Source organism: Actinomadura luzonensis, assembly GCF_022664455.2.
GTDB classification, from domain to species: domain Bacteria; phylum Actinomycetota; class Actinomycetes; order Streptosporangiales; family Streptosporangiaceae; genus Nonomuraea; species Nonomuraea luzonensis.
This window is the reverse complement of record NZ_JAKRKC020000002.1, coordinates 1,225,095-1,246,145: the sequence shown is the minus strand read 5'-3', so window position 1 is coordinate 1,246,145 and position 21,051 is coordinate 1,225,095. Positions and strand designations below refer to the sequence as shown.

Genomic DNA, 21,051 nt, shown 5'->3' with positions numbered 1-21,051 from the left:
GCGGGCGATCATCGGGGGGTGTCGTGGGCCAGTTCGTGCTGCTCGTGCTGGTGCTGCTGGGCGCGCTGATCACCGTGCCGCTCGGCGAGCGGCTGGGGCTGCCCGCGCCCGTGCTCATGACCCTGCTCGGCATCCTGCTGGCCGTCCTGCCGTTCGTGCCGAACGTGGACGTGCCGCCCGGCATCGTCCTGCCCCTGCTGCTGCCGCCGCTGCTGTACGCGGCGGCGCGGCGCACCTCGTGGCGGGAGTTCGCGGCCAACTGGCGGCCGATCTTCCTGCTGGCCGTGGCGCTGGTGTTCGTCACGACGGCGGCCGTGGCGGCGGTCGCGCACGCGCTCGTGCCGGGCTGCCGCCGGCCGCCGCCGTGGCGCTCGGCGCCCTGGTCGCGCCGCCCGACCCGGTCGCGGCCCCGGCCGTGGCCGGGCGGCTCGGGCTGCCGCGGCGCATGGTGTCGCTGCTGGAGGGCGAGGGGCTGTTCAACGACGTGACGGCCATCGTGCTCTACCACGTCGCGATCGTGGCCGCGGTGACCGGCGCGTTCTCCTGGCCGGGGGCGCTGGCGGAGTTCGCGCTGTCGGCGGTGGTGGCCGTGCTCGTCGGGTTCGGGCTCGGCTGGCTGAGCGCGCGGCTGATGGACCTGCTCGGCGACGCCACGCTGCAGGTCGGGCTGTCGCTGCTGGTGCCGTTCGTCAGCTACGCCCTGGCCGACGAGCTGCACGGCTCGGGCGTGCTGGCCGTGCTGACCACCTCCTTCTACCTGGGCGACCGCACGGCCGACGCCGACGACGTGCTCGGCAGGTTCGCCGCGGGCACGTTCTGGCAGGTCGTGGAGACGCTGGTGACGGGCGTCGCGTTCGGGCTGATCGGGCTGGAGCTGCACGCCGTGCTCGGCACCGAGCAAGGCCGGCTCCGGCCGCTGCTGGCCTGGGGCGGCGCCGTCGTCGCGGTCGTGGTGCTGGTCCGGCTGCTGTGGCTGCTGCCCGCGGCGTGGCTGGCCAAGAGGACGGGCGGGGCGCGGCGCGCCGACACCGAGATCCCGCTGAGCTGGCGCGAGACCGTCGTCATGTGGTGGGCGGGCATGCGCGGGGTGGCGTCGGTGGCGCTCGTCCTCGCCATCCCGCTGACGCTGGCCGACGGCTCCCCGTTCCCCGAGCGGGCGGTGATCGTGTTCATCGCGTTCGCCGTCGTGCTGGTGACGCTGCTCGCGCAGGGGCTGACGCTGCCGTGGCTGGTCGGCCGGCTCGGCGTCAAGGCGGACACGGCGGCCGAGCGGGAGCTGGAGAAACGCCTGGCCGTCGCCGCCGCGCGGGCGGCCAAGCGGCGGCTACGGGAGATCGACGCGGCCGAGGACCTGCCGGAGGAGGTCGTCGAGCAGCTCGCCCGCCGCATGATGGGGTTCGGGCTGTGGATCAGCCCGGAGGCGGGCGAGGAGGAGCGGCGGGAGGCGTACGAGGCGCGGGCGCGGCGCGTCCGGCTGGTGCGCCGGGTGCAGGGCGAGATGTTGTCGGCCGCCCGCCAGGCGGTGCTCGACGCCCGCCGCGACCCCTACGCCGACCCGGCCGTCGTCTCGCGGGTGCTGCGCCGCCTGGACGCCCGCAGCCTGCGATAGGCGTGACCGTGTGTCACCGGCCGCGTCGCAGGGTAGTCATCCATCATGCTGCGCATCGGCACATGGAGGTCGGCCGACACGATCGACCTCGTCGCCTGCGGGTGGCGCGACAGCAGCCCGGGCCCGGCCGAGCCGGGCATCAAGCTCATCTTCTCCACCGGCGGCCGGCTGCCCGACCTGCCCGGGCTGCGCGCCGGCACCAGGGTGGCGAGGGGCGCCGAGGAGATCGCCGGGCAGCTCCTGCGCGGCATGGACGTCGTGCTCATCGAGCCCGGCTCGTGCCCGGCCGCGCCGGTGATGGCGGCCGGCATGTGGCACTACGGCTGGACCGGCGCCGACCTCGGCGCGCTGGCGGGCGCGGCGGTGGCGGGGCTGGCGCTGGCCGCGCAGCCCGGCCCGTGCGCGGTCGAGATCGGCCGCGACGGCCGCGGCCCTCGACGGGCACGTGTCGGCGGCGGCGGTGCGGGCGGGGCTCGCCGACCGCTTCTCCGGCGGCCGCTACCACACGCCGCAGGTGACGGTGCCGCTGGAGTCGGTCCGGCTCAGCCAGGAGGCCCCGAGCCGGGTGCTCATCGCTCCCTGCGCCGGCGTCCCGTAGGCCGCGGCGACGGACGCCCGGTGGTGCGGCACGGATCGGCGCGGCCCCGCCATGGCATAGCGTCGCCTTGACGGGCCCGCGCGGGCGGGCCGCGCGGGAAGGGCGGCGAGGGTGTTCGGGGTCAGGGAGCTGCGCGCGATCGCGGAGTTCGAGCAGGTCTACGCGCTGTTCGAGGCCATCTGGCGCTTCGGCGACGCGGCGCCGCCCGTCACGGTGGAGCTGATGCGGGCGCTGACGCACGCCGGCGGGTACGCGGCCGGCGCGTTCGACGGCGACCGGCTGGTGGGGGCGTCGGTCGGGTTCCTGGCGGCCGGCGACGCGCTGCGCTCGCACGTCACCGGCGCGGTCGTGCCCGGCGCGGGGCACGCGCTCAAGCTGCACCAGCGGAGCTGGGCGCGGCAGCGCGGGCTGGCGCGCGTCACCTGGACCTTCGACCCGCTGGTGCGCCGCGACGCGCACTTCAGCCTGGCCAAGCTGGGGGCGCGGCCGGTGGCGTACCTGCCGGACTTCTACGGCGTGACGGGTGACGCGATCGGCCTCGGTGAGGAGTCCGACCGGCTGCTGACCGAATGGCCGACGGCGCCCGGCCCCGCGCCCGTTCCCGCGCCGGGCTGCCCGCGCGGGGCGGCGGTGGCGCTCGCCGACGACGGCGGCCGGCCGGTGCCCGGCCGGGCGGCCGCGCGACGATACGGTGCTGGTGGCGGTCCCCGCCGACGTCGAGCGGCTGCGCGGCGCCGACCCGGGCGCGGCCCGCGCCTGGCGGCACGCCGTACGGGACGTGCTCGGCGGGCTCATGGCCGAGGGCCGGGTCGTCACCGGGTTCTCCAGCAAGTCCTGCTACGTTGTGGAGAAGAAGGCGTGAAGATCACTGGAGTCGAGCTGCGGCGCATCGCGATGCCGCTGGTCGCGCCGTTCCGGACCTCGTTCGGCACCGAGACCGCCCGCGACGTCCTGCTCGTGCGGGTCGTGACGCCGGAGGCCGAGGGCTGGGGCGAGTGCGTGGCCATGTCCGAGCCGCACTACTCCCCCGAGTACGTCGACGGCGCCGCCGACGTGATCCGCCGCTTCCTGCTGCCCGCCCTGCCGCCCGCCCTGGACGCCGAGGCCGTCGGCCGCGCGCTGGAGCCGGTCAAGGGGCACCGCATGGCCAAGGCGGCGCTGGAGACCGCCGTCCTGGACGCGCAGCTCAGGGCCGCCGGCGAGTCGTTCGGCCGGTTCCTCGGCGCCGCCCGCACGCGGGTGCCGTGCGGGGTGTCGGTCGGCATCATGGACACGATCCCGCAGCTCCTCGACGCCGTCGCGGGCTACCTCGACGAGGGGTACGTGCGGATCAAGCTGAAGATCGAGCCCGGCTGGGACGTCGAGCCGGTGCGCGCGGTCCGCGAGCGGTTCGGCGACGACGTGCTGCTCCAGGTTGACGCCAACGCCGCCTACACCCTGGCCGACGCGCCCCGTCTGGCCAAGCTGGACGCCTTCGACCTGCTGCTCGTCGAGCAGCCCCTCGCCAACGACGACCTGGTGCAGCACGCCAGGCTCGCCCGGCTGCTGCGCACCCCGATCTGCCTGGACGAGTCGATCGAGTCGGCCGCGCACGCCGCCGCCGCGATCGAGCTCGGCTCCTGCTCGATCGTCAACATCAAGCCGGGCCGGCTGGGCGGCTACCTGGAGGCGCGGCGGGTGCACGACCTGTGCCGGGCGCACGGGGTCGCGGTGTGGTGCGGCGGCATGCTGGAGACCGGCCTTGGCCGGGCGGCGAACGTGGCGCTCGCCGCGCTGCCCGGCTTCACGCTGCCGGGCGACACCTCCGGGTCGCGGCGCTACTACGCGACGGACGTGACGGAGCCGTTCGAGCTGGCGGACGGGCACCTGCGGGTGCCGTCCGGGCCGGGGCTCGGCGTCGAGCCGCTGCCCGAGGTGCTGGCGGAGGTCACCACGGCCACGGAGTGGATCGCGCTGTGACGCCGCGGCGCGGCGGGCCGGCGTCTGGTCGAATGCCGGTATGAGCTTCTACGTAAGGGCGCGCTTCGACGTGCGCGACGAACGCCGGCCGGAGTTCGAGGAGGCGGTGCGGGCCCTGCGCGCACAGGCCGAGGAGGAGCCGGGCACGCTGGCCTACCGCTGGTTCGCCGACGGGCCCGGCGGCTACCTGGTGATCGAGGAGTACGCCGACGCGGCGGCGGCCCTCGCGCACAACCAGCGCGGCGCCGAGCCGCTGGCGCGGGTGGCGCAGTGCGCGGACCTGGTCTTCGCCGAGGTGTACGGCTCCGCCGGGCCCGAGCTGCGGGAGTGGGTGGAGTCGCATCCGCAGGTCACCGCCTTCCCGGAGGTCCGGCCGGGCGGATAAATGCGTTGCGGCCGGGCGGACGCGACCGCATCATGGTCCTCATGTTCCTGCACGCTCGCCCCGCGACGCCCGCACTGCCGGGCGCCCGCGAGCGTGCCTTCGGCGGCCTGGAGCGCTGACCTCTTCCCGTGAGTCCTGAGGTGACCCGGCGGGGGGAGGTCGGAGCCCCTGGGACGGGTCACACGGACACCGGGCAGTCGAGGAAGGAACCATGGCCAAGCAGGCCTACGTACGCAACAAGCCGCATCTCAACATCGGCACGATGGGGCACGTCGACCACGGCAAGACCACGCTGACCGCGGCCATCACGAAGGTGCTGGCCGAGCGCGGCCAGGCCACGTACACGCCGTTCGAGCGGATCGACCGCACCCCGGAGGAGGCCTCCAGGGGCATCACGATCAACATCTCGCACGTCGAGTACGAGACCGACACCCGCCACTACGCCCACGTGGACATGCCGGGCCACGCCGACTACGTGAAGAACATGATCACGGGGGCGGCGCAGCTCGACGGCGCGATCCTCGTCGTGTCCGCGCACGACGGCATCATGCCGCAGACCCGCGAGCACGTGCTGCTGGCCCGGCGGGTCGGCGTCGAGCACCTGGTGGTGGCCGTCAACAAGGCCGACGGCGCCGACCCGGAGCTGACCGACCTGGTGGAGCTGGAGCTGGCGGACCTGCTGGCCGCGCACGGCTACGGCGACGCGCCGATGGTCCGGGTGTCCGGGCTGCGGGCGCTGGAGGGCGACCCGGTCTGGACGGCGTCGGTCGAGGCGCTGCTGCGGGCGGTGGACGAGCACGTCCCGGTGCCGGTCAGGTACGTGGACGCGCCGTTCCTCATGCCGGTCGAGAACGTGCTGACGGTCACCGGCCGCGGCACGGTCGTCACCGGGGCCATCGAACGCGGCTCGGTGCGGGTCGGCGACCAGGTCGAGGCGGTCGGGTTCGGCGGCGGGTTCGGCGCGGTCGTGACGGGCGTCGAGACGTTCGGCAAGACGATGGAGCGGGGCGAGGCCGGCGACAACGCGGCCGTGCTGCTGCGCGGGGTGCGCCGCGAGCAGGTGCGGCGCGGCATGGTGCTGGCCGAGCCGGGCAGCCAGCGCGAGCGGGCGGCGTTCACCGCGCGCGTCTACCTGCTGACGCCGGAGGAGGGCGGCCGGCGGCGGCCGGTCGTCTCCGGGTACCGGCCGCAGTTCTACCTGCGCACCACCGACGTGCCCGGCGAGCTGCGCCTGGACGGGCCCGCGCAGCCGGGCGAGACCGTCGAGGCGGCGGTGGAGCTGGGCCGGCCGGTGGCGCTGGAGCCGGGGCTCGGGTTCGCGATCCGCGAGGGCGGGCTGACGGTCGGCGCGGGCACGATCCTCACCGCCTGAGCCGGAGCCCGCCGCGCGCGGCGGGCCCGGCAGGAGGGCGGCGCGTCCGGGAGGCCGGGCCCGGCAGGAGGGCGGCGCGTCCGGGAGGCCGGGCCCCGCTCGTGCGGCGGGGCCCGGCCTTCGCGCCCCTCAGGCGGGGGTGAAGCGGAGGGTGAACGTGGCGGGGCGGGCGTGCAGGTCGTAGGCGGGCAGCGTGCCGGGGCCGCAGGTGGCCGTGCCGATGCCCTGGTGGGCGAGGTCCAGGTGCAGGTGCACGCGGTCCCCCGGCACCAGGTCCGGACGGTGCCGCGCGGCGGCCAGCTCCTCGGTGCCCCAGCGGCGGGCCGTCATCCCGAACACCGGGTCGCCGGAGACCAGGAACGGCCCGAAGTCCGCCCAGCGCACCTCGGCGCGGTGGCCGTTCTCCTGCGGGTGGACGTACGGGGTCTGCAGCTCGTCGAGGGTGGCGGTCCAGCGGCCGACCCGGGCGGCGAGGCCGGTGTCCGGGTACGCCTCGCCGGGGCCGCGCCCGAACCAGGTGACCCGGTCCACGGCCGTGCCGGGCAGGGTCATGCTGAGGCCGAGGCGCGGGATCGGGCCGGGCCAGTCGCCCTCGGGCTCGATCTCCACCCGCAGCAGCAGTCCGCCGTCCGCGCCGGCGGTCCACCGGTACGTCGCCCGCATCCCGAGGTCGGAGGCGGCGGGGGCGACGCGGGTGCGGACGGTGAGCGTGTCGCCGTCCGGCTCGGCGGCGTCCGTGCGGTGGGTGAGGCGGTGCAGGCCCAGGGCGCGCCAGCGGGCCTCGAGCCCGCCGTAGCGGTCGTTGTCGGTGGGCGCGCGCCACAGGTCGAGGCGCGGGCCCGTCACGTCCAGGCCGAACAGCCGCACCAGCCGCCCGGTCCGGGCGTCGAACGCCGACCCGCCGGGCGCGGTCAGCTCGTCGCCGTCGCGGACCAGCGCGACGGCCTGCGGCACGGCCGTCTCGGGCGCGGCCGGGGACGCCGGGACGCCGCCGTCGATGATCGGGGTGCCGGTGGGAGGCGTGTCGGTGGCCGGCAGGTCGGTGGCGGGCGTGTCGGTGGCCGGGGACGGGGACAGCCGGGTCTGGGACCAGGCGACCTCGTGGCCCGCCGCCGCCCACGGCTCGTCGCCCGCCAGCAGGGCGCGCACCGTCAGCCAGCGCTCCGCCCGCGGGTTCGCCGCGCCGTACGCCGGATCGGGCAGCTTCACCTCGCCGCCGTCCGCCGGCACCTCCAGCCGGTGCTCGGCGACGACCTCCCCCTCCACCTCGACCGTGGCGACGAACCGCAGGTGGGACAGGTCGCGGAAGCCGTGCCCGTTGACGATCCGCACCGTCCCGTCCGCGAAGGAGAACCGGACCGGCTCGAACACCTTCTTCAGGTCGTCCAGGCCGGGCGACGGCGTGCGGTCGGGGAACACGAGCCCGTCGATGACGAAGTTCGCGTCGTGCAGCGGCTCGCCGAAGTCGCCGCCGTAGGCGTAGCCGAGGGCGGGGTGCGCGAGGCCGTGGTCGATCCACTCCCAGACGAAGCCGCCGGCCAGCCTCGGGTGGCGCTCGAACAGCTCCTGGTACTCGGCGAGGCCGCCGGGCCCGTTGCCCATGGCGTGGGCGTACTCGCACTGCAGGAACGGCATCGCCCGCCGCCGCGCGTCCAGCGCGGGGTCGTCCAGCGGGTCCTCGGCGCGGCGGCCGATGGCCTCGACCTCGGCGTGGGAGGCGTACATGCGGGAGTAGACGTCGGTGTGGGCGCAGGACCAGTCGCCCTCGTAGTGGAGGGGCCGGGACGGGTCGCGGTCGCGGGCCCAGCCGGCCATGACGGCGAGGTTGCGGCCGACGCCCGCCTCGTTGCCGAGCGACCACATGACGACGCTCGGGTGGTTCTTGTCGCGTTCGACCATGCGGCGCATTCGGTCGAGCAGGGCGGCCTCGTAGCGGGGGTCGTCGGTGGGGTTGCCGCGCCAGCCGACCTGGCCGAAGCCGTGCGTCTCCAGGTCGCACTCGTCGACCACCCACAGGCCCAGCTCGTCGCACAGGTCGAGGAAGGCGGGGTGGGGCGGGTAGTGGCTGGTGCGGACGGCGTTGACGTTGTGCCGCTTCATCAGCAGCACGTCCTCGCGCATGGTCTCGCGGGTGACCGCGCGGCCGCGCGCGGGGTGGAACTCGTGCCGGTTGACGCCCTTGAGCAGCAGCGGGCGGCCGTTGGCGAGCAGCACGCCGTCCTCGATGGAGATCGTGCGGAAGCCGACGCGCAGCCGCACCGTCTCGCCGGGGAAGGTTACGGTCGCGTCGTACAGGCGGGGCGTCTCGGCCGTCCACGGCTCGGCCGCGACCCGCACCTCGACGCCCGGCTCCAGGCCGGCGACGCCCAGCTCGGGCAGGTCGAGCCGGCCGCCCGGGCCGTCGAAGCTGAGCCGGCCGTCGTGCGTGGCGCGCACGAAGACGTCGGCCGTGGACTGGGTGAGCGTGACGTCCCGGAAGATGCCGGGCAGCCACCACATGTCCTGGTCCTCCAGGTAGCTGGCGGCCGACCACTGGTGCACCCGCACGGCCAGCACGTTGCGGCCGGGCCGCAGCCAGGGGCCCGCGTCGAACTCGGCGGGCAGCCGGCTGCCGGTCCAGAAGCCCAGCTCGTGGCCGTTGAGCCAGACCCGGGCCAGCGAGTCGGCCCCCTCGAAGCGCAGCCGGCCGCCGCTCCAGCCCTCGGGCAGGTCGAACACGCGGCGGTGGTCGCCGGTCGGGTTCTCGTCGGGGACGTGCGGCGGGTCGACGGGGAACGGGTAGGAGACGTTGGTGTAGGCGGGCGCGCCGTGGCCGTGCAGCGGCCAGTGGGAGGGCACCGGCAGCTCGTCCCAGCCGGTGTCGTCGTAGCCGGGGTCGGCGAAGTCCTCGGGGACATCGGCGTGCGGTGACAGGCGGAAGCGCCACGTGCCGTTGAGGTCGAGGGCGGGCGCGTCGGAGTGAAGGGCCGCCCGGGGGGCGAGCAGTCCGGAGCCGGGGGCGAAAGTCTCGAGATCCATCGACGCCGAGCCTAGAACGTCACGACCGGTTTCGTCAGTCGTGGGTCGTCTGTCCATGCCCCCGGGGATCGAGGGGCGGGAGGCCGTAGACGCGGCGGGCGTTGCCCGAGCCGATCATGGCGGCCACCCGGAGCGCCTGCCCGGGCGACCACTCCCCCTCCGCGACGAACCCGCCGAGCACCCGCGCCGTCGCCCGCCGCCACAGCTCCGCCCCGAGGTGGTGCAGCTCGGCGGGCCCCCACGCGTCGGAGGAGAACAGGATCTTCGCGAACGGCGCCACCTCCAGGCTCTCCGCCACCAGGGCGGCGGCCCGCGCCCCGCTGAAGGTCACGCCGAGCCCGACGTCGAAGAACACGTGCGGGTAGGCGTGCGCCAGGAACCCGGCGTGCCGCTGGTAGGGATAGCAGTGGAGCAGCAGCAGCGGCACCCCGGTGGGCTCGGCCAGCTCGATCAGCCCGCGCAGCAGCAGCGGGTCGGCGCGGCGCAGGTCCACGTCGGGGTCGCCGAAGCCGATGTGGAACTGCAGCGGCAGCCCCCGGTCCAGCCCGGCCCAGATCAGGTGCCGCGCCAGCACGGGGTCGGCCAGCCGGCCGCCCGCCGCGAACCAGCGGCCGGCCGCCTCGGCCACCTCGCCGGCGGCGGGCCTGGCCGGGTCGAGATCGAGGCCGCACCGGTAGGCGGCGACCGTCTTGAGCCCGCGCGCGGTGCGGCTGCGCTCCCACAGCGCCTCCTCGAACCGGCCGGCGAACGCCTCCGCCGGGCACCCGTCCGCGGCCACCTGCTCGGCCACCGTCTCCAGCCGCACGACCTCGTCGGCGGGGACGCCGCTCGCCTCGGCCATCCCGGACGGCCCCAGCACCTCCTCGCCCCGGTAGCCGGTCTCGACGAGGAAGTGGGCGATGCCGGAGGCGGCCAGCAGGCGGCGGTTGACCTCGGCCGCGCCGAGCCGGGCGCGGCGGGCGAGGTACTCCTCGGGGGAGCAGTGCGGGGCGAGGCCGAGGATGGGGGCGCAGTGGCGAAGGACGGCGTACCCGGCCTGGGAGTCGAACGAGGTCATCCACTCGGGCACCGGCCGGTCGGACTCGGTGATCAGCTCCTCGAACGCGCGGCGCGACAGGTCGCGGTGCGTGGCGCCGTGCACGTGGTGGTCCACCAGCGGCAGCTCCGCGATGGCCCGCGCGAGCCCGGCGGGCACGAGGTCAGGGGCGGGATCGGGTGTGAGGGACATCGGCGCTCCTCCGTGGGCGGGCCGGCCGTCCGGCCAGCATAGGCGAGCCCCCGCCCGACGGCGGGGGCTCGCCGGCCGGGGCGCCGGCCCGTTCAGCGGGTCAGGCGGCGGCCTTGGCGGTGAGGGCCACCGCGGCCTGGCGGGTGACGCCGTTGACGGTGACGGCGACCGTCACCTGCCCGGGCCGCAGCGCCGTCAGCGTCCCGGTGGCCGGGTCGAGGACGGCGACGTCGCGCGGCCGGGCCGTGGCCCGCGACCCGATGTGCAGGTTCGGCGAGCCGGACCACGACGCCGACACCGGGTAGGCGGCGGGCACCGTCCGCGTGGCCTGCCTGACCTCGGCGCGCACCTGCGCGGGCACGCCGACCGCGACCGAGGCGGGCGCGGTGAGGACGAGCTCGTCCACGTGCGGCCGGACCTGCGTGCCGATCCAGTCGGGCGCGTCCACGAACCAGTTGAGCCGCACCTTCGCGGCCTCGGCCTTGGTCACCGGGTCCACGCCCCACAACGACCAGCCGGTGAACCCGCCGTCGTCGGCGGCGGTGGCGGGGTTCTTGCCGGAGTTGCCGTTGATGAAGTACGGCACCGCGTCCACGTGGGAGGCGTGGAAGGTGCCGACGTGCGCCCCGATGTAGGCGGCGCCCTTGCCGGTCTCGCGCTGGAAGTCGGCCAGCCAGCCCTCGACCAGCGCGGCCTCCTTGCGGTCGCCGAGCTGGCTGCCCTTGCCGGGCGTGGGGTCGCGCGGCGGCACGTGGAACAGCACCGCGACGGAGCCGACGGAGCCGTCCTTCGCCGCCTTGTCCAGCTCGGCGCGGAGCATCGCGACCTGGTCGTAGCCGCCGCCCCGCAGGGTCAGCCGGGAGGTGTCGAGGGTAATGAAACGGGTGCCCTTGTGGTCGAAGGTCCGGTAGGTCTCCCCGAAGGCGCTGGTGAAGTTGGTGATCGCGCCGCCCATGACCTCGTGGTTGCCGGGCACGTAGTAGTAGGGCAGCTCGCCGCCCAGCTCCTCGTCGAGCACCTTTCTGGCCAGCGCGAAGTCCTCCGGCGACGCCTCGTCCACCAGGTCGCCGTTGATGACGAGGAAGTCGGGCCGGGCGGCCTTGATCTCGCGCAGCGTGCGGCGGGCGTTCCTGACGATGTCGCTGTCGGGGTCGCGGGCCACGAACTGCGCGTCCGACATGACCGCGAAGCGCCACGGCATGTCCGCCACCGACGCCTTGACGACGGGGTCGGCGGCCTTGGGCGCGGCGGGCGCGGACACCGACGGCGGCACCTTGGCGACCAGCCCGTCGATGAGGATGTCGTCGGTGTACTTCGCGTCCGCCTTGGTCTCGGCCACGTAGAAGCGCCGCAGCTTCAGCGGGTAGTTGACGCCCGCGGGCACCGGGAACTCGACGTACTTCCAGCCGGTCCACGTCAGGTACGGGCCGCGCAGGATCTGCGACTGCCCGAGCGCGTCGTAGAACTCCAGGCTCGGCCACTCGCCCTTGCCGGTGGAGTTGATCCACAGGCCGAACGCCTGCGGCTGCCCGTCGACGACGATCTGCTGCGGCGGGCTGGCGTAGGCGGCGCGGGTGGCGGTGGAGGTGGTGAAGTCGTAGGACAGCTTGAGGCCGCCGCCGCTCTGGCCGGGCGCGGCCGACAACGAGCCGGTGGCGCGGGCCGCGGCGAACGTCCACTTCGCGGCGTCCTCGAAGTCGGCGACCGGCTTCTCCTCGAACCCGACGGTCACCGGCACGGCCGTGCTGATCTTGCCGACCTTGGCGGTGACGAGCCCGGAGCCGGTGGCCCGCTTGGCCTTGACGGTGAAGTAGCCGTGCTCGGCCGCGGTGACCTCCAGCAGGTCGCGGTCGTAGTCGAGGGTGAGGTCGGCGGGCTCGATCGGCGCGGAGTTGCCGTTGCGGTCGTAGCCGACGACGCCGAAGGTGGCGGTGCCGTCCGCGCCGGGGATGCCGAGCCGGTCGGCGGTGGCGCCGAGGCTCCGCAGCGGCTGGAGCACGGTCAGCCCGATGCTGCCCTTGGCCGCGCCGCGCGCGGCGGTGACGGTGGTCTGGCCGGGCACGAGAGCGTGGAACCGGCCGTCGCGGACGACGCCGTGCACGGCCGGCTCGGCCCGCCAGGACGGGGTGCCGGCGGCGGGGCCGTAGGTCTCGTCGTACCCGGCGGCGGTGAGCCTGCGGGTCAGGCCGGGGAAGACGCGGTCGGGGCGGCCGCCGGCGACGGGGCCGACGCCGGGCGCCTTGGCCGGGTCGCTCGCGGTCTCCAGCCAGAAGCCCTTGAGCTTGCCGCTGCCCTCGGGGGCGTACAGGGCCAGGCCGTTGGGCACGTGCCGTTCGCCGCCGTCGGAGGGGCTGTTCTCGACCTGCACCTCGGCGGCGCCGGGCTCGCGGGCGAGCAGGGTGGAGGAGCCGCCGCCGTCGAGGTTGATCGCGTTGGCGGCGCCGAGGTCGATCATCATGGCGGCCAGCTCGTTGAGCGTGACGCCGCGGCTGTCGGCCTGGCGGCCGTCCACGGTGAGCAGGTGCATGGTGCGGCCGTCGGCGGAGAACCCGACGGCGGTGCGCGGGTGGGCTGCGGGGTCGGTGCTGTTCTGCGCGACGCCGTCCTTGACCAGCACCCAGTTGCCGCCGACGGCGGCCTTGACGTCGCCGCCGTCGGCGGGCTTGGGCCGGTAGGCGACGTCCACGCGGTCGCCGGCCTTGAGCGCCGCGACGGCGGCGGCCCCGGCGTCGCGGCCGAGCAGGATCGTGGTGCCGGCCGGGATGGGCCCGGTGCCGGCGGCGTTCCTGACCTCGGTGACGACGCCGTCCACGAGGACGGCCTCGGCGACGGCGGTGGCGCCCTCGACGGCGCGGGCCCGGGTGTAGGAGCCCCACAGCGGCGTGAACAGGCCGGTGCCGTCGCGCTGCACGATCTGGTTGAACTGGGTGAGCGCGATCGGCGGCGCGCCGGCCGGGGTGGCGGTGCCCTCGAAGTACATCTTGAGCACGCGGCCGACGCCGTCGCCGGTGATCGCGACGGCGTTCTCGTGGCCGGCGACGGGCGACTGGACGAGCGTGCCGTCCTGCACCCCGATGCCCTGGGCGGCGCCGGAGTTGTTGATGTCGAAGAAGTCGCCGTTGACGGCGGCGACGGCGTGGGAGCGGTTGGCGGGGCCGGACAGCGGCTCGGTCTTGGTGACCTCGCCGGAGAAGACGTAGTCGGCCCGGTTGCCGGAGCCGCCGAGCTCGGCGGTGAGGGCGTCGGCGCGCAGCCAGCCGAGCGCGTCGTAGGTGTCGAACGAGGTGAGCGAGATGCCGGGCGCGACCGGCCGGGTGCGCTTGGCGGTCTCCAGCCGCTGCTGCCCGGCGGCGGCGCGGGTCAGCAGCGTGGAGGGCGGCGGGTAGGACGACGCCTGGAGCGCGTCCTCTGCGGGTGGTGCGGGGTCGGCCTGCGCGGGGACGGCCGTCAGGGCCAGGGGGCCTAACGTGAGCGCCGCGGCGGCCAGCATTCGGAGGGTCTGCACGACCGAACTCAATCGCTCGCGGATATAACTTTCAAGACCGAAGGGTGAACTAAAAGAAAATTTCAGATCTTGACAGGTGCCGTCATACCGCGGGTCTTCACCCGCACCAGCTTGTCGAAGGCCACGTCGTAGGACGGTTCGAGCCAGTAGTCGGAGTGCCAGCGGGCCTCGGGCAGCGGCTCGCCGGGCGCGGGGCGGCGCGGGTCCCAGCAGAACCGGTCCACCGGGTCGCCCGCCGCGCCCTTGCCGGCCGGCCCGAACGGGTCGACGTGCCGGAAGACCGGCCCGCCGATGGGGTCGCTCAGCCGGTACAGGTTGTACCAGGGCACCGCGGCGCGTACCCCCGCCAGCCCGTCGGTGCCGAACCAGGCGGGGAAGAAGGCCGCGTACAGGCGGCGCAGCGGCGCGCCGTGGGTCAGCAGCGCGACCCGCCGCCGCAGCTCGGGCCGCAGCTGGAGGACCACGGCGGCGGCGATGACGCTGCCCTGGCTGTGGCCGGACAGGATCACCTGGTCGTGCTCGGTGCGGGCGAGCCGGCCGACCCGGGCGACCAGCTCGGGGACGACCCGCTCGGCGTAGCAGGGCGGGCCGAGCGGGTGGACGGCGCGCGGCCAGAAGGTCGAGATGTCCCACAGGATGCCGACCGTCCTGCGCAACCGGGTGTCGCCGTACGTGCGCCGCCCGATCAGCGCCAGCGCCACCACGACGGCGACCAGCGCCCAGCTGCCGGCCGAGGAGAGCACTCCGGCGATCCCGCCCACGGGCGGGAACAGCCCGGACAGGTGGATCGCGGTCGCCGCCGCGAAGCCGGCCACGCCGACGCCGGTGAGCACGCCCAGCACGAGCCCGGCGCGGTCGGTGATCGCGGCGAGCGCCCAGACGCCGGCGACCGTGCGGGCGTTGCGCTGGCCGTAGTAGTGGGCCAGGCGCGGGGCCAGCCGGGCGGCCTCGGCCCGGCGGGCCCGCCACAGGAGCCCGGCGACGGCGAGCGCGCCGAGCGCCAGCAGGGGCACCAGGGCGGCGGTCCACCAGACGGCGTCGTCGAGGTAGAGCTTGGCGGCCAGGGGCGCGGGCTCGGCGAGCGCGCCCGGCTCCCCCAGGTAGGCGGCGGTCCAGAACAGCAGGCCGAGCGACAGGACGTTGGCCGTGCCGGCGGCGAGCATGAGGGCGACCCACCCGGCCAGGCCGCCGAGCGCCCGCCGTTCGATCGGGCCGGCGCCGCGGCGCGGCCGGTCGAGCACGGCGAGCACGCCGATGGCGGCCAGCAGGAACACCCCGAGCCCGATGGTCAGCGCGTACTGGACGGCGCCGGCGCCGACGCCGGGCAGCTGCCGCCCGGCTCGCCGGGGCCCAGCCCGGCCAGCGCCGCCCCGGCGGTGGCGGCCAGCGCCAGCCCGGCCGCGAGCCGCAGCGCCCGGCAGGCCAGGCCGAGCCAGGCGGGGACGGCGGCCCCGGCGTGCGGGTCGAGGCGGCGGCCGATCCACGGCAGCACGACCAGCACGGCGGCGGCGGCCTGGACGGCGGCGTTGGCGGCGGTCAGCACGAGCCCGGGCCGGGTGCCGGCGAACGGCCCGGCCACGGCCAGCCCGACCGAGGCGGTGGCGAAGGACACGTGCACCACGCGCAGCCGCCACACCGGCGCGCCGCCGTGCCACAGCCGGGCCTGGGCCAGCGGCAGCCGGGCGCGCGGCCCGCCGTCGAAGGACGCGGCGGGCGGCGCGGTGGTCTGCTCGTCGCGCCGCCAGGTGCGCCCCGAGGAACAGCACCGCCACCACCAGCAGCGGCGCGAGCGCGGAGCTGACGGCCAGCACGCCGCGACGGCTCGGCCGCCCACGTCTCGGCCAGCCAGCGCGCCCAGCCGGGCGCGCCGGGCCGCGTGCAGGCGCGGCCGGGGCGGTGCACTGCCAGCCGAGCAGGTCGACGCTCGCCCGGGTGACCGCGCCGACCAGCGCGCCGGTCAGCAGCAGCGCGAACAGCCGCAGGGCGGCCTCGGCCAGGCGCCGCAGCCACCGGCCGCGCGCCGGCCTTGGCAGCATGAAGTAGGTCAGGTTGACCAGCGAGAACGGCAGCAGCGGCAGCCACAGCGCGACGGTGCGGCCGCCGGAGGTGAGCCCGCCCCACGCGTAGGCCTCCCGGTGGCGCACGCCCGGCACGTCGGCGTCGCCGCCGGCCGGTCGGCCCTCCGGCCACCAGCGGCGGTAGAACCCGGTGACGCCGTCGCCCGCCACGCGCCAGGGGTGGGGGTGGTGCAAGGTGATCTGCGGCGGCGTGCCGGACACGCCGTGCACGCGCAGCTCGGTGAGGCCGCCGCAGGTGTCGTCGAGGAACCCGTCCATGTCACCAGCATCCTGTACTGGCTGTATCACGTACAGTGACTATTCCATGACGTTATGCATCCGGCCCGGCCGCGGCGGGGCTCAGGCGAGCGCGGCGTAGGCGCCGCGGCGGGCCATCAGCTCCTCGTGGGTGCCGGTCTCGGCGACGCGGCCCTCGTGCATGACCACGATGCGGTCGGCGTTCCTGATGGTGGACAGGCGGTGGGCGACGACGAAGACGGTCCGGCCGCGCACGAGGCGGCCGAGCGCCTGCTGGATGAGGCGTTCCGAGCGGGTGTCCAGGGCGGAGGTCGCCTCGTCGAGGACGAGCACGCGCGGGTCGCGGATCAGGGCGCGGGCGATCGCGAGGCGCTGGCGCTGGCCGCCGGACAGCCGCGCGCCGCGCTCCCCCACCACGGTGTCGAGGCCGTCGGGCAGGCGGTCGATGAACTCCAGCGCGTTGGCGTCGCGCAGCGCGCGGCGCACCCGCTCGTCGTCCACGTCGCTCATGCCGTAGGTGACGTTCTCGCGGATGCTGCCCTCGAACAGGATGGACTCCTGCGGCACCACCGACAGGAAGCGGCGGTAGCTGCGCAGGTCCAGTTCCTCCATGTCGCGGCCGTCGAGCAGGATGCGGCCGGCGGTGGGGCGCAGGAAGCCGATGACGAGGTTGAGCACGGTCGACTTGCCCGCGCCGGACGCGCCGACCAGCGCGATCGTCTCGCCGGGGCGGACCTTCAGGCTGAGGTCCCTGACGGCCGCCCCCTCGCCGTAGGAGAAGTGCACGTCCTGGAACTCGACCTCGCCGCGGACGGCGGCGACCTCGGCCTTGCCCGCGTTCTGCTCCAGGTCGGGGGCCTGCAGCACCTCGCCGATGGAGCGGACGGAGGCCAGCCCCTTGCTGATGACCGGGGTGAGGCCGAGCAGCGCGGTCACCGACGAGGTGAGGGTGGTGAAGAAGGTCGTCAGCATGACGACGTCCCCGGCGGTGACCGGCAGCACCTGGTAGTAGGCGACCAGCGCGGAGCCGGCGAGGAAGGTCACGCCGAGCGCGTTGAGAAGGATCCAGGCCAGCGCGCCGAAGCGGCCGTTGAGCAGGTCGAGGCGCAGGCCGGTGCGCAGCACGCGGGTGAGGGTGCCGTCCACGCGGTGCAGGGCGTCCTGCTCCAGGCCGTGGGCGCGGGTGATGGGGATGAGCGTGGTCATCTCGCCGACGCGGGTGGACAGGCGCTCGATCTCGCGGCGGAAGCTCTCGTTGTCCTCGCGCAGCCGGTGCCGCAGCCGGACGACGAGCAGCGCGGCGGCCGGGACGACGACCAGGAAGACGGGGACGGCCCACGGCACCCGCCAGGCGATCACCGCCAGGCCGCCGGCGAGCTGGGCGAGGGCGCTCAGGCCGAGGTCGCTCGCCTGCTGGGCGCTCTGCTCGACGCTCTCCACGTCCCGGATGACCTTGGTCTGCAGCACCGAGGCGCTGACCCGCGAGTGGTAGCCGATGGACAGCTGCTGCATGCGGCGGCACAGCGCCGAGCGCAGGCCGGTGCCGACGCGGCGGATCGCGCCGTGCATGCAGCGCACGTACAGCAGGTGGAAGGGCAGGTTGAGCAGGAGCAGCGCGAGCAGGACGGCGGCGTTCGCCCACAGCTCGGCGACGGGGCCGTGGGCGACCACGAGGTCGATGACGTTGGCGGTGATGAGCGGCAGCAGCCAGGTGGGGCTGTGCTTGACCAGGAAGGCGAGGACGGCCGCGGCGAGCCGGCCGCGGTCCTGGCGGAAGAGGTAGGCGAGGGTGCGGACGGGATGCTCGCCGCGGTACTGATGATCCAGAGCGTTGACCACTGATCCCCCAATACGGCCGAAAACCGCCCAATATCATCTCCTGAGGCGGATTTCGGCCGTATGTCGGGCTATGCCTTGGTGGCCCCCGCGGTCAGCCCGGTGACGAGATGCCGCTGCACGAGCAGGAACACGGCCCCGGCCGGGATGGCGATGAGCACCGCCGAGGCGGTCATCAGCCCCCAGTCCGACCAGTGCTGGCCGACGAACTGCTGCAGGCCGACGCCGAGCGTGCGCTTGTCCTCCTGCGACATGAACACCGTGGCGTAGCCGACCTCGCCCCACGCGGTCATGAAGCAGTAGAACGCGGTCACCGCGATGCCGGGCCGGGCGAGCGGCAGCACCACCCGCCGGAACACCCCGAACGGCGTCAGCCCGTCCACCAGCCCCGCCTGGTCGATCTCGATCGGCACGGTGTCGAAGTAGCTCTTCATCATCCAGGCGCAGAACGGCACCGCGATCGTCATGTACGCGATCACCAGCCCCGGGATCTGGTTGAGCAGCCCGAGCCCCGCCATGAGGTTGTAGAGCGGGACGATGAGGATCGCCACCGGGAACATCTGCGTGACCAGCAGCAGCCACATCACGCCGCGGTGGCCGGGGAAGCGGAAGCGGCTGACCGCGTACCCGGTGGTGGCGGCCAGGAACACCCCGGCGACCATGGTGAGCCCGGCGGTCAGCACGCTGTTGAGCAGCCAGCGGGGGAACTCGGTGGCGGTCAGCACCCGGGCGTAGTTGTCCAGCGAGGAGTCGTCGAACAGACGCAGCTCGCTCGACAGCCAGCCGTCGCGCGGCTTGAGCGAGGTGAGCACCAGCCACACCACCGGGAACAGGCTGATCGCCACGGCGAGCAGCAGACCGGCGTGCAGGCCGACCGAGGCGAGCGGGCCGCGCTCGCCGCGCGGCCGGCGCCCGCTCACCAGGGGTCTCCCTGCGCGCGCAGCGTCCTGCGGTAGCCGACGGCGAGCACGACCAGCATCAGCAGGATGATCACTCCCCAGGCGGCCGAGCCGGAGTAGTTGCGGACGCCGGTGAACGCCTCGCGGAAGGCGTAGGTGACCAGGATCTCGGTCTCGCTGCCGGGGCCGCCCCGGGTGACGAGGAAGATGATGGGGAACATGTTGAAGGTCCAGATCGTGCCGAGCAGGATCACGGTGGACGACACCCGGCGCAGGCCGGGCAGGGTGATCGCGCGGAAGCGCTGCCAGGGGCCGGCCCCGTCCACCTCGGCGGCCTCGTACAGCTCCGACGGGATCGACTGCAGGCCGCCGAGCAGGGCCACCATCATGAACGGCACGCCGATCCACACGTTCACCGCGATCACCGCGGCCTTGGCCGTGGTCGGGTCGTCCAGCCAGCCGACCGGGGCCAGGCCGGCCAGCTTGAGCATGCCGTTGATCACCCCGTAGTCGCTGTTGTAGAGGTAGCGCCAGATGAAGGCCGCCACGAACGCGGGCACCGCCCAGGGCAGGATCAGCAGCACCCGGTAGAGCGAGCGCAAGCGCATCCTCCTGTTGAGCATGACGGCGAGGGCCAGGCCGATGCCGTAGTGCGCGGCCACGCAGACGACGGTCCAGATCACCGTCCACAGCAGCTTGTCCCAGAACACGGCGCTGGTGAGGATCTGCAGGTAGTTGTCCAGGCCGACGAACTCGTAGGTGGACGGGATGACGTTCACACCGATGGTGCGGCCGATGTTGGCCTCGGTGGCGTCGGTCAGCGACAGGTACACCCCGCGCGCCAGCGGCCAGCCGATCAGCACCAGCATCACGGCCAGCACCGGCGCGACCATCGCCCAGGCGTACCAGTGGGCGCCGAAGGAGCGCCGCAGCCGGCCCGGCCTCTCACGGCGGCGGCCGCGGGGCTCCTGCCGCGCGGCCGTCGCGTTCCCGGTCGAGACCGTCACCGGTCAGCTCCAGTCCTTCATGATGCCGTGGTACTGGTCGCTGACCTTCTTCAGCATGTCCGCGGGCGGGGACTTGCCGCCGACGAGGTCCTGGTAGCCCTCCAGCAGCGGCTGGAAGAGCTGGCCGCCCTCCGGGATCCACGGCCGCGGCACCGCCGTGTCCATGATCGGCTGGAACACCGCCACGTCCCGGTTGCCCTGCACCGCCGGGTCGGAGTAGGCCGAGGCGCGGGTGGGCAGCAGGCTGATCTTCTTGGCGATGTCGGCCTGGGCCTTCTGGGTGGTCATGAAGCGGACGAACTCGTAGGCGGCCGGGATGTTCCTGGAGCCCGCGTAGATGGCGAGGTTCCAGCCGCCGGTGGGGGCCGCGGCCTTGACCGAGCCGGCCGGGACGGGAGCGATGCCGAGGTTCTGCTTGTCCTTGAACTCCTTGCCCTGGTAGATCTCCGACAGCGCCCACGGGCCGTTGTAGATCATCGCGGCCTTGCCGTCCTTGAGCGCGGTCATGGCGTTGGCGTAGCTGTCGGTGGTCGCGGGCTTCGGCGCGGCGCCGGAGCTGATCAGGTCGGCGACGGTCTGCATGGCCTTCACGTTGGCCGGGGAGTCGACGACGATCTTCTTGTTCTGGACGTCGAGCAGGTCGCCGCCCTCGCCGTACATGAAGGGCAGCAGGAAGTAGGAGTCGACGTTGAGCGCCAGCCCCGCGGCGCCGGTCTTGGCCTTGACGTCGAGCGCGGTCTGCTTCAGCTCGGCGACGGTCTTCGGCGGCTCCTCGTGGCCGGCCTCCTTCAGCAGCCGCTTGTTGTAGATCAGCGCGAGGGTGTCGGTCACCTGGGGGACGGCGTAGGTCTTGCCGTTGTACTTGGTGCTGCTCAGCGGGCCGGGCAGGAAGTCGTCGGGTTTGTCCACCGCGCGGGTGCCGTCCAGCGGCTGCAGGTAGCCGAGGGAGGCGAACTGGGAGGTCCAGGCGACCTCCGAGCGGATCACGTCCGGTGCGCCGCTGCCCGCCTGGGCGGCGGTCTGGAACTGGTTCTGGGCCTGGTCCGACGGCACGTTCACATATTTGACCTTGATGCCGGGGTAGGCGGTCTCGAACTCCTTGATCAGGGCCTGGAAGGCCGGGCCCTCACTGTCGGGCCGGGTCGTGTCCCACCAGGTCACCTCGCCGGTGATCTTCGTGGGGTCGGCGGCCGATGGGGCGGGCGAGGCCGGCGCGCCCCCGCCTCCGCCGCAGGCGGCGACCGCCAGTGTCAGGCCCGCAAGGACGGTCGCGGCAGGTAAGAGTCGTCGCATGTCCTTCTCCTCACAGCTCGGATCGGA

15 protein-coding genes are annotated in these 21,051 nt (G+C 74.5%); 6 read left to right on the top strand and 9 right to left on the bottom strand.

Going from position 1 to position 21,051, the window contains the following annotated elements:
• Nucleotides 1–23: 23 nt before the first annotated feature.
• The 6 genes from MF672_RS51985 (at nt 24) to tuf (ending at nt 5,923) form a co-directional block, all read left to right on the top strand.
• A complete protein-coding gene (locus MF672_RS51985) occupies nt 24–488 on the top strand; it encodes a cation:proton antiporter domain-containing protein (RefSeq protein WP_328517129.1) in 465 nt (154 codons plus the stop codon).
• Complete coding sequence (locus MF672_RS35980; protein ID WP_328517133.1) at nt 380–1,609, top strand: cation:proton antiporter; 1,230 nt, start codon at nt 380–382, stop codon at nt 1,607–1,609. Before MF672_RS51985 ends, MF672_RS35980 begins: the two co-directional genes overlap by 109 nt.
• Nucleotides 1,610–1,654: 45 nt before the next feature.
• Complete coding sequence (locus MF672_RS35975; RefSeq protein WP_247815594.1) at nt 1,655–2,278, top strand: acyclic terpene utilization AtuA family protein; 624 nt, start codon at nt 1,655–1,657, stop codon at nt 2,276–2,278.
• 40 nt (nt 2,279–2,318) lie between these two features.
• Entirely contained in the window at nt 2,319–4,166 is a 1,848-nt protein-coding gene (menC, locus tag MF672_RS52470) for an o-succinylbenzoate synthase (RefSeq protein ID WP_247815593.1), read from the top strand.
• Nucleotides 4,167–4,206: 40 nt separating this feature from the next.
• Nucleotides 4,207–4,551, top strand: coding sequence for a putative quinol monooxygenase (locus MF672_RS35965; protein ID WP_242383544.1), 345 nt, complete (start codon nt 4,207–4,209; stop codon nt 4,549–4,551).
• Nucleotides 4,552–4,762: 211 nt separating this feature from the next.
• Nucleotides 4,763–5,923 (top strand): elongation factor Tu, encoded by a 1,161-nt coding sequence (gene tuf / locus MF672_RS35960; RefSeq protein WP_242383545.1) that lies wholly within the window; start codon nt 4,763–4,765, stop codon nt 5,921–5,923.
• A gap of 129 nt (nt 5,924–6,052) precedes the next feature.
• Here tuf and MF672_RS35955 read toward each other — a convergent pair whose 3' ends face one another.
• The 9 genes from MF672_RS35955 to MF672_RS35915 form a co-directional block, all read right to left on the bottom strand.
• Nucleotides 6,053–8,941 carry a glycoside hydrolase family 2 TIM barrel-domain containing protein gene (locus MF672_RS35955; RefSeq protein WP_242383449.1) on the bottom strand — a complete coding sequence of 963 codons (2,889 nt, stop codon included), beginning with the start codon at nt 8,939–8,941 and terminating at the stop codon, nt 6,053–6,055.
• Nucleotides 8,942–8,975: 34 nt separating this feature from the next.
• The gene (locus MF672_RS35950; RefSeq protein ID WP_247815592.1) at nt 8,976–10,169 is read right to left on the bottom strand and encodes an amidohydrolase family protein; all 1,194 of its coding nucleotides are present in this window, start codon (nt 10,167–10,169) and stop codon (nt 8,976–8,978) included.
• Nucleotides 10,170–10,269: 100 nt separating this feature from the next.
• Nucleotides 10,270–13,674 (bottom strand): phosphodiester glycosidase family protein, encoded by a 3,405-nt coding sequence (locus tag MF672_RS35945; RefSeq protein ID WP_242383447.1) that lies wholly within the window; start codon nt 13,672–13,674, stop codon nt 10,270–10,272.
• Between the two features lie 62 nt (nt 13,675–13,736).
• Nucleotides 13,737–14,948: a hypothetical protein gene (locus tag MF672_RS35940; protein WP_247815591.1), complete on the bottom strand. Its 1,212-nt coding sequence runs from the start codon at nt 14,946–14,948 to the stop codon at nt 13,737–13,739.
• 14 nt (nt 14,949–14,962) lie between these two features.
• Entirely contained in the window at nt 14,963–15,508 is a 546-nt protein-coding gene (locus MF672_RS35935) for a hypothetical protein (RefSeq protein WP_247815590.1), read from the bottom strand.
• Nucleotides 15,509–16,091: 583 nt separating this feature from the next.
• Nucleotides 16,092–17,828, bottom strand: a complete 1,737-nt coding sequence (locus MF672_RS35930; RefSeq protein WP_242383763.1) for an ABC transporter ATP-binding protein — start codon at nt 17,826–17,828, stop codon at nt 16,092–16,094.
• Nucleotides 17,829–17,896: 68 nt separating this feature from the next.
• Entirely contained in the window at nt 17,897–18,745 is an 849-nt protein-coding gene (locus MF672_RS35925; RefSeq protein WP_242383762.1) for a sugar ABC transporter permease, read from the bottom strand.
• Nucleotides 18,742–19,731: a carbohydrate ABC transporter permease gene (locus MF672_RS35920; RefSeq protein WP_242383761.1), complete on the bottom strand. Its 990-nt coding sequence runs from the start codon at nt 19,729–19,731 to the stop codon at nt 18,742–18,744. Before MF672_RS35920 ends, MF672_RS35925 begins: the two co-directional genes overlap by 4 nt.
• Before the next feature lie 3 nt (nt 19,732–19,734).
• Nucleotides 19,735–21,024: an extracellular solute-binding protein gene (locus MF672_RS35915; RefSeq protein ID WP_242383760.1), complete on the bottom strand. Its 1,290-nt coding sequence runs from the start codon at nt 21,022–21,024 to the stop codon at nt 19,735–19,737.
• Nucleotides 21,025–21,051 lie beyond the last annotated feature (27 nt).

Bases quoted from the DNA above. Each gene is read 5' to 3' on its own strand.
- MF672_RS35975 (WP_247815594.1), top strand. From the start codon at position 1,655: ATGCTGCGCATCGGCACATGGAGGTCGGCCGACACGATCGACCTCGTC.
- tuf (WP_242383545.1), top strand. From the start codon at position 4,763: ATGGCCAAGCAGGCCTACGTACGCAACAAGCCGCATCTCAACATCGGC.
- MF672_RS35955 (WP_242383449.1), bottom strand. From the start codon at position 8,941: ATGGATCTCGAGACTTTCGCCCCCGGCTCCGGACTGCTCGCCCCCCGG.
- MF672_RS35965 (WP_242383544.1), top strand. From the start codon at position 4,207: ATGAGCTTCTACGTAAGGGCGCGCTTCGACGTGCGCGACGAACGCCGG.
- MF672_RS35915 (WP_242383760.1), bottom strand. From the start codon at position 21,024: ATGCGACGACTCTTACCTGCCGCGACCGTCCTTGCGGGCCTGACACTG.
- MF672_RS35950 (WP_247815592.1), bottom strand. From the start codon at position 10,169: ATGTCCCTCACACCCGATCCCGCCCCTGACCTCGTGCCCGCCGGGCTC.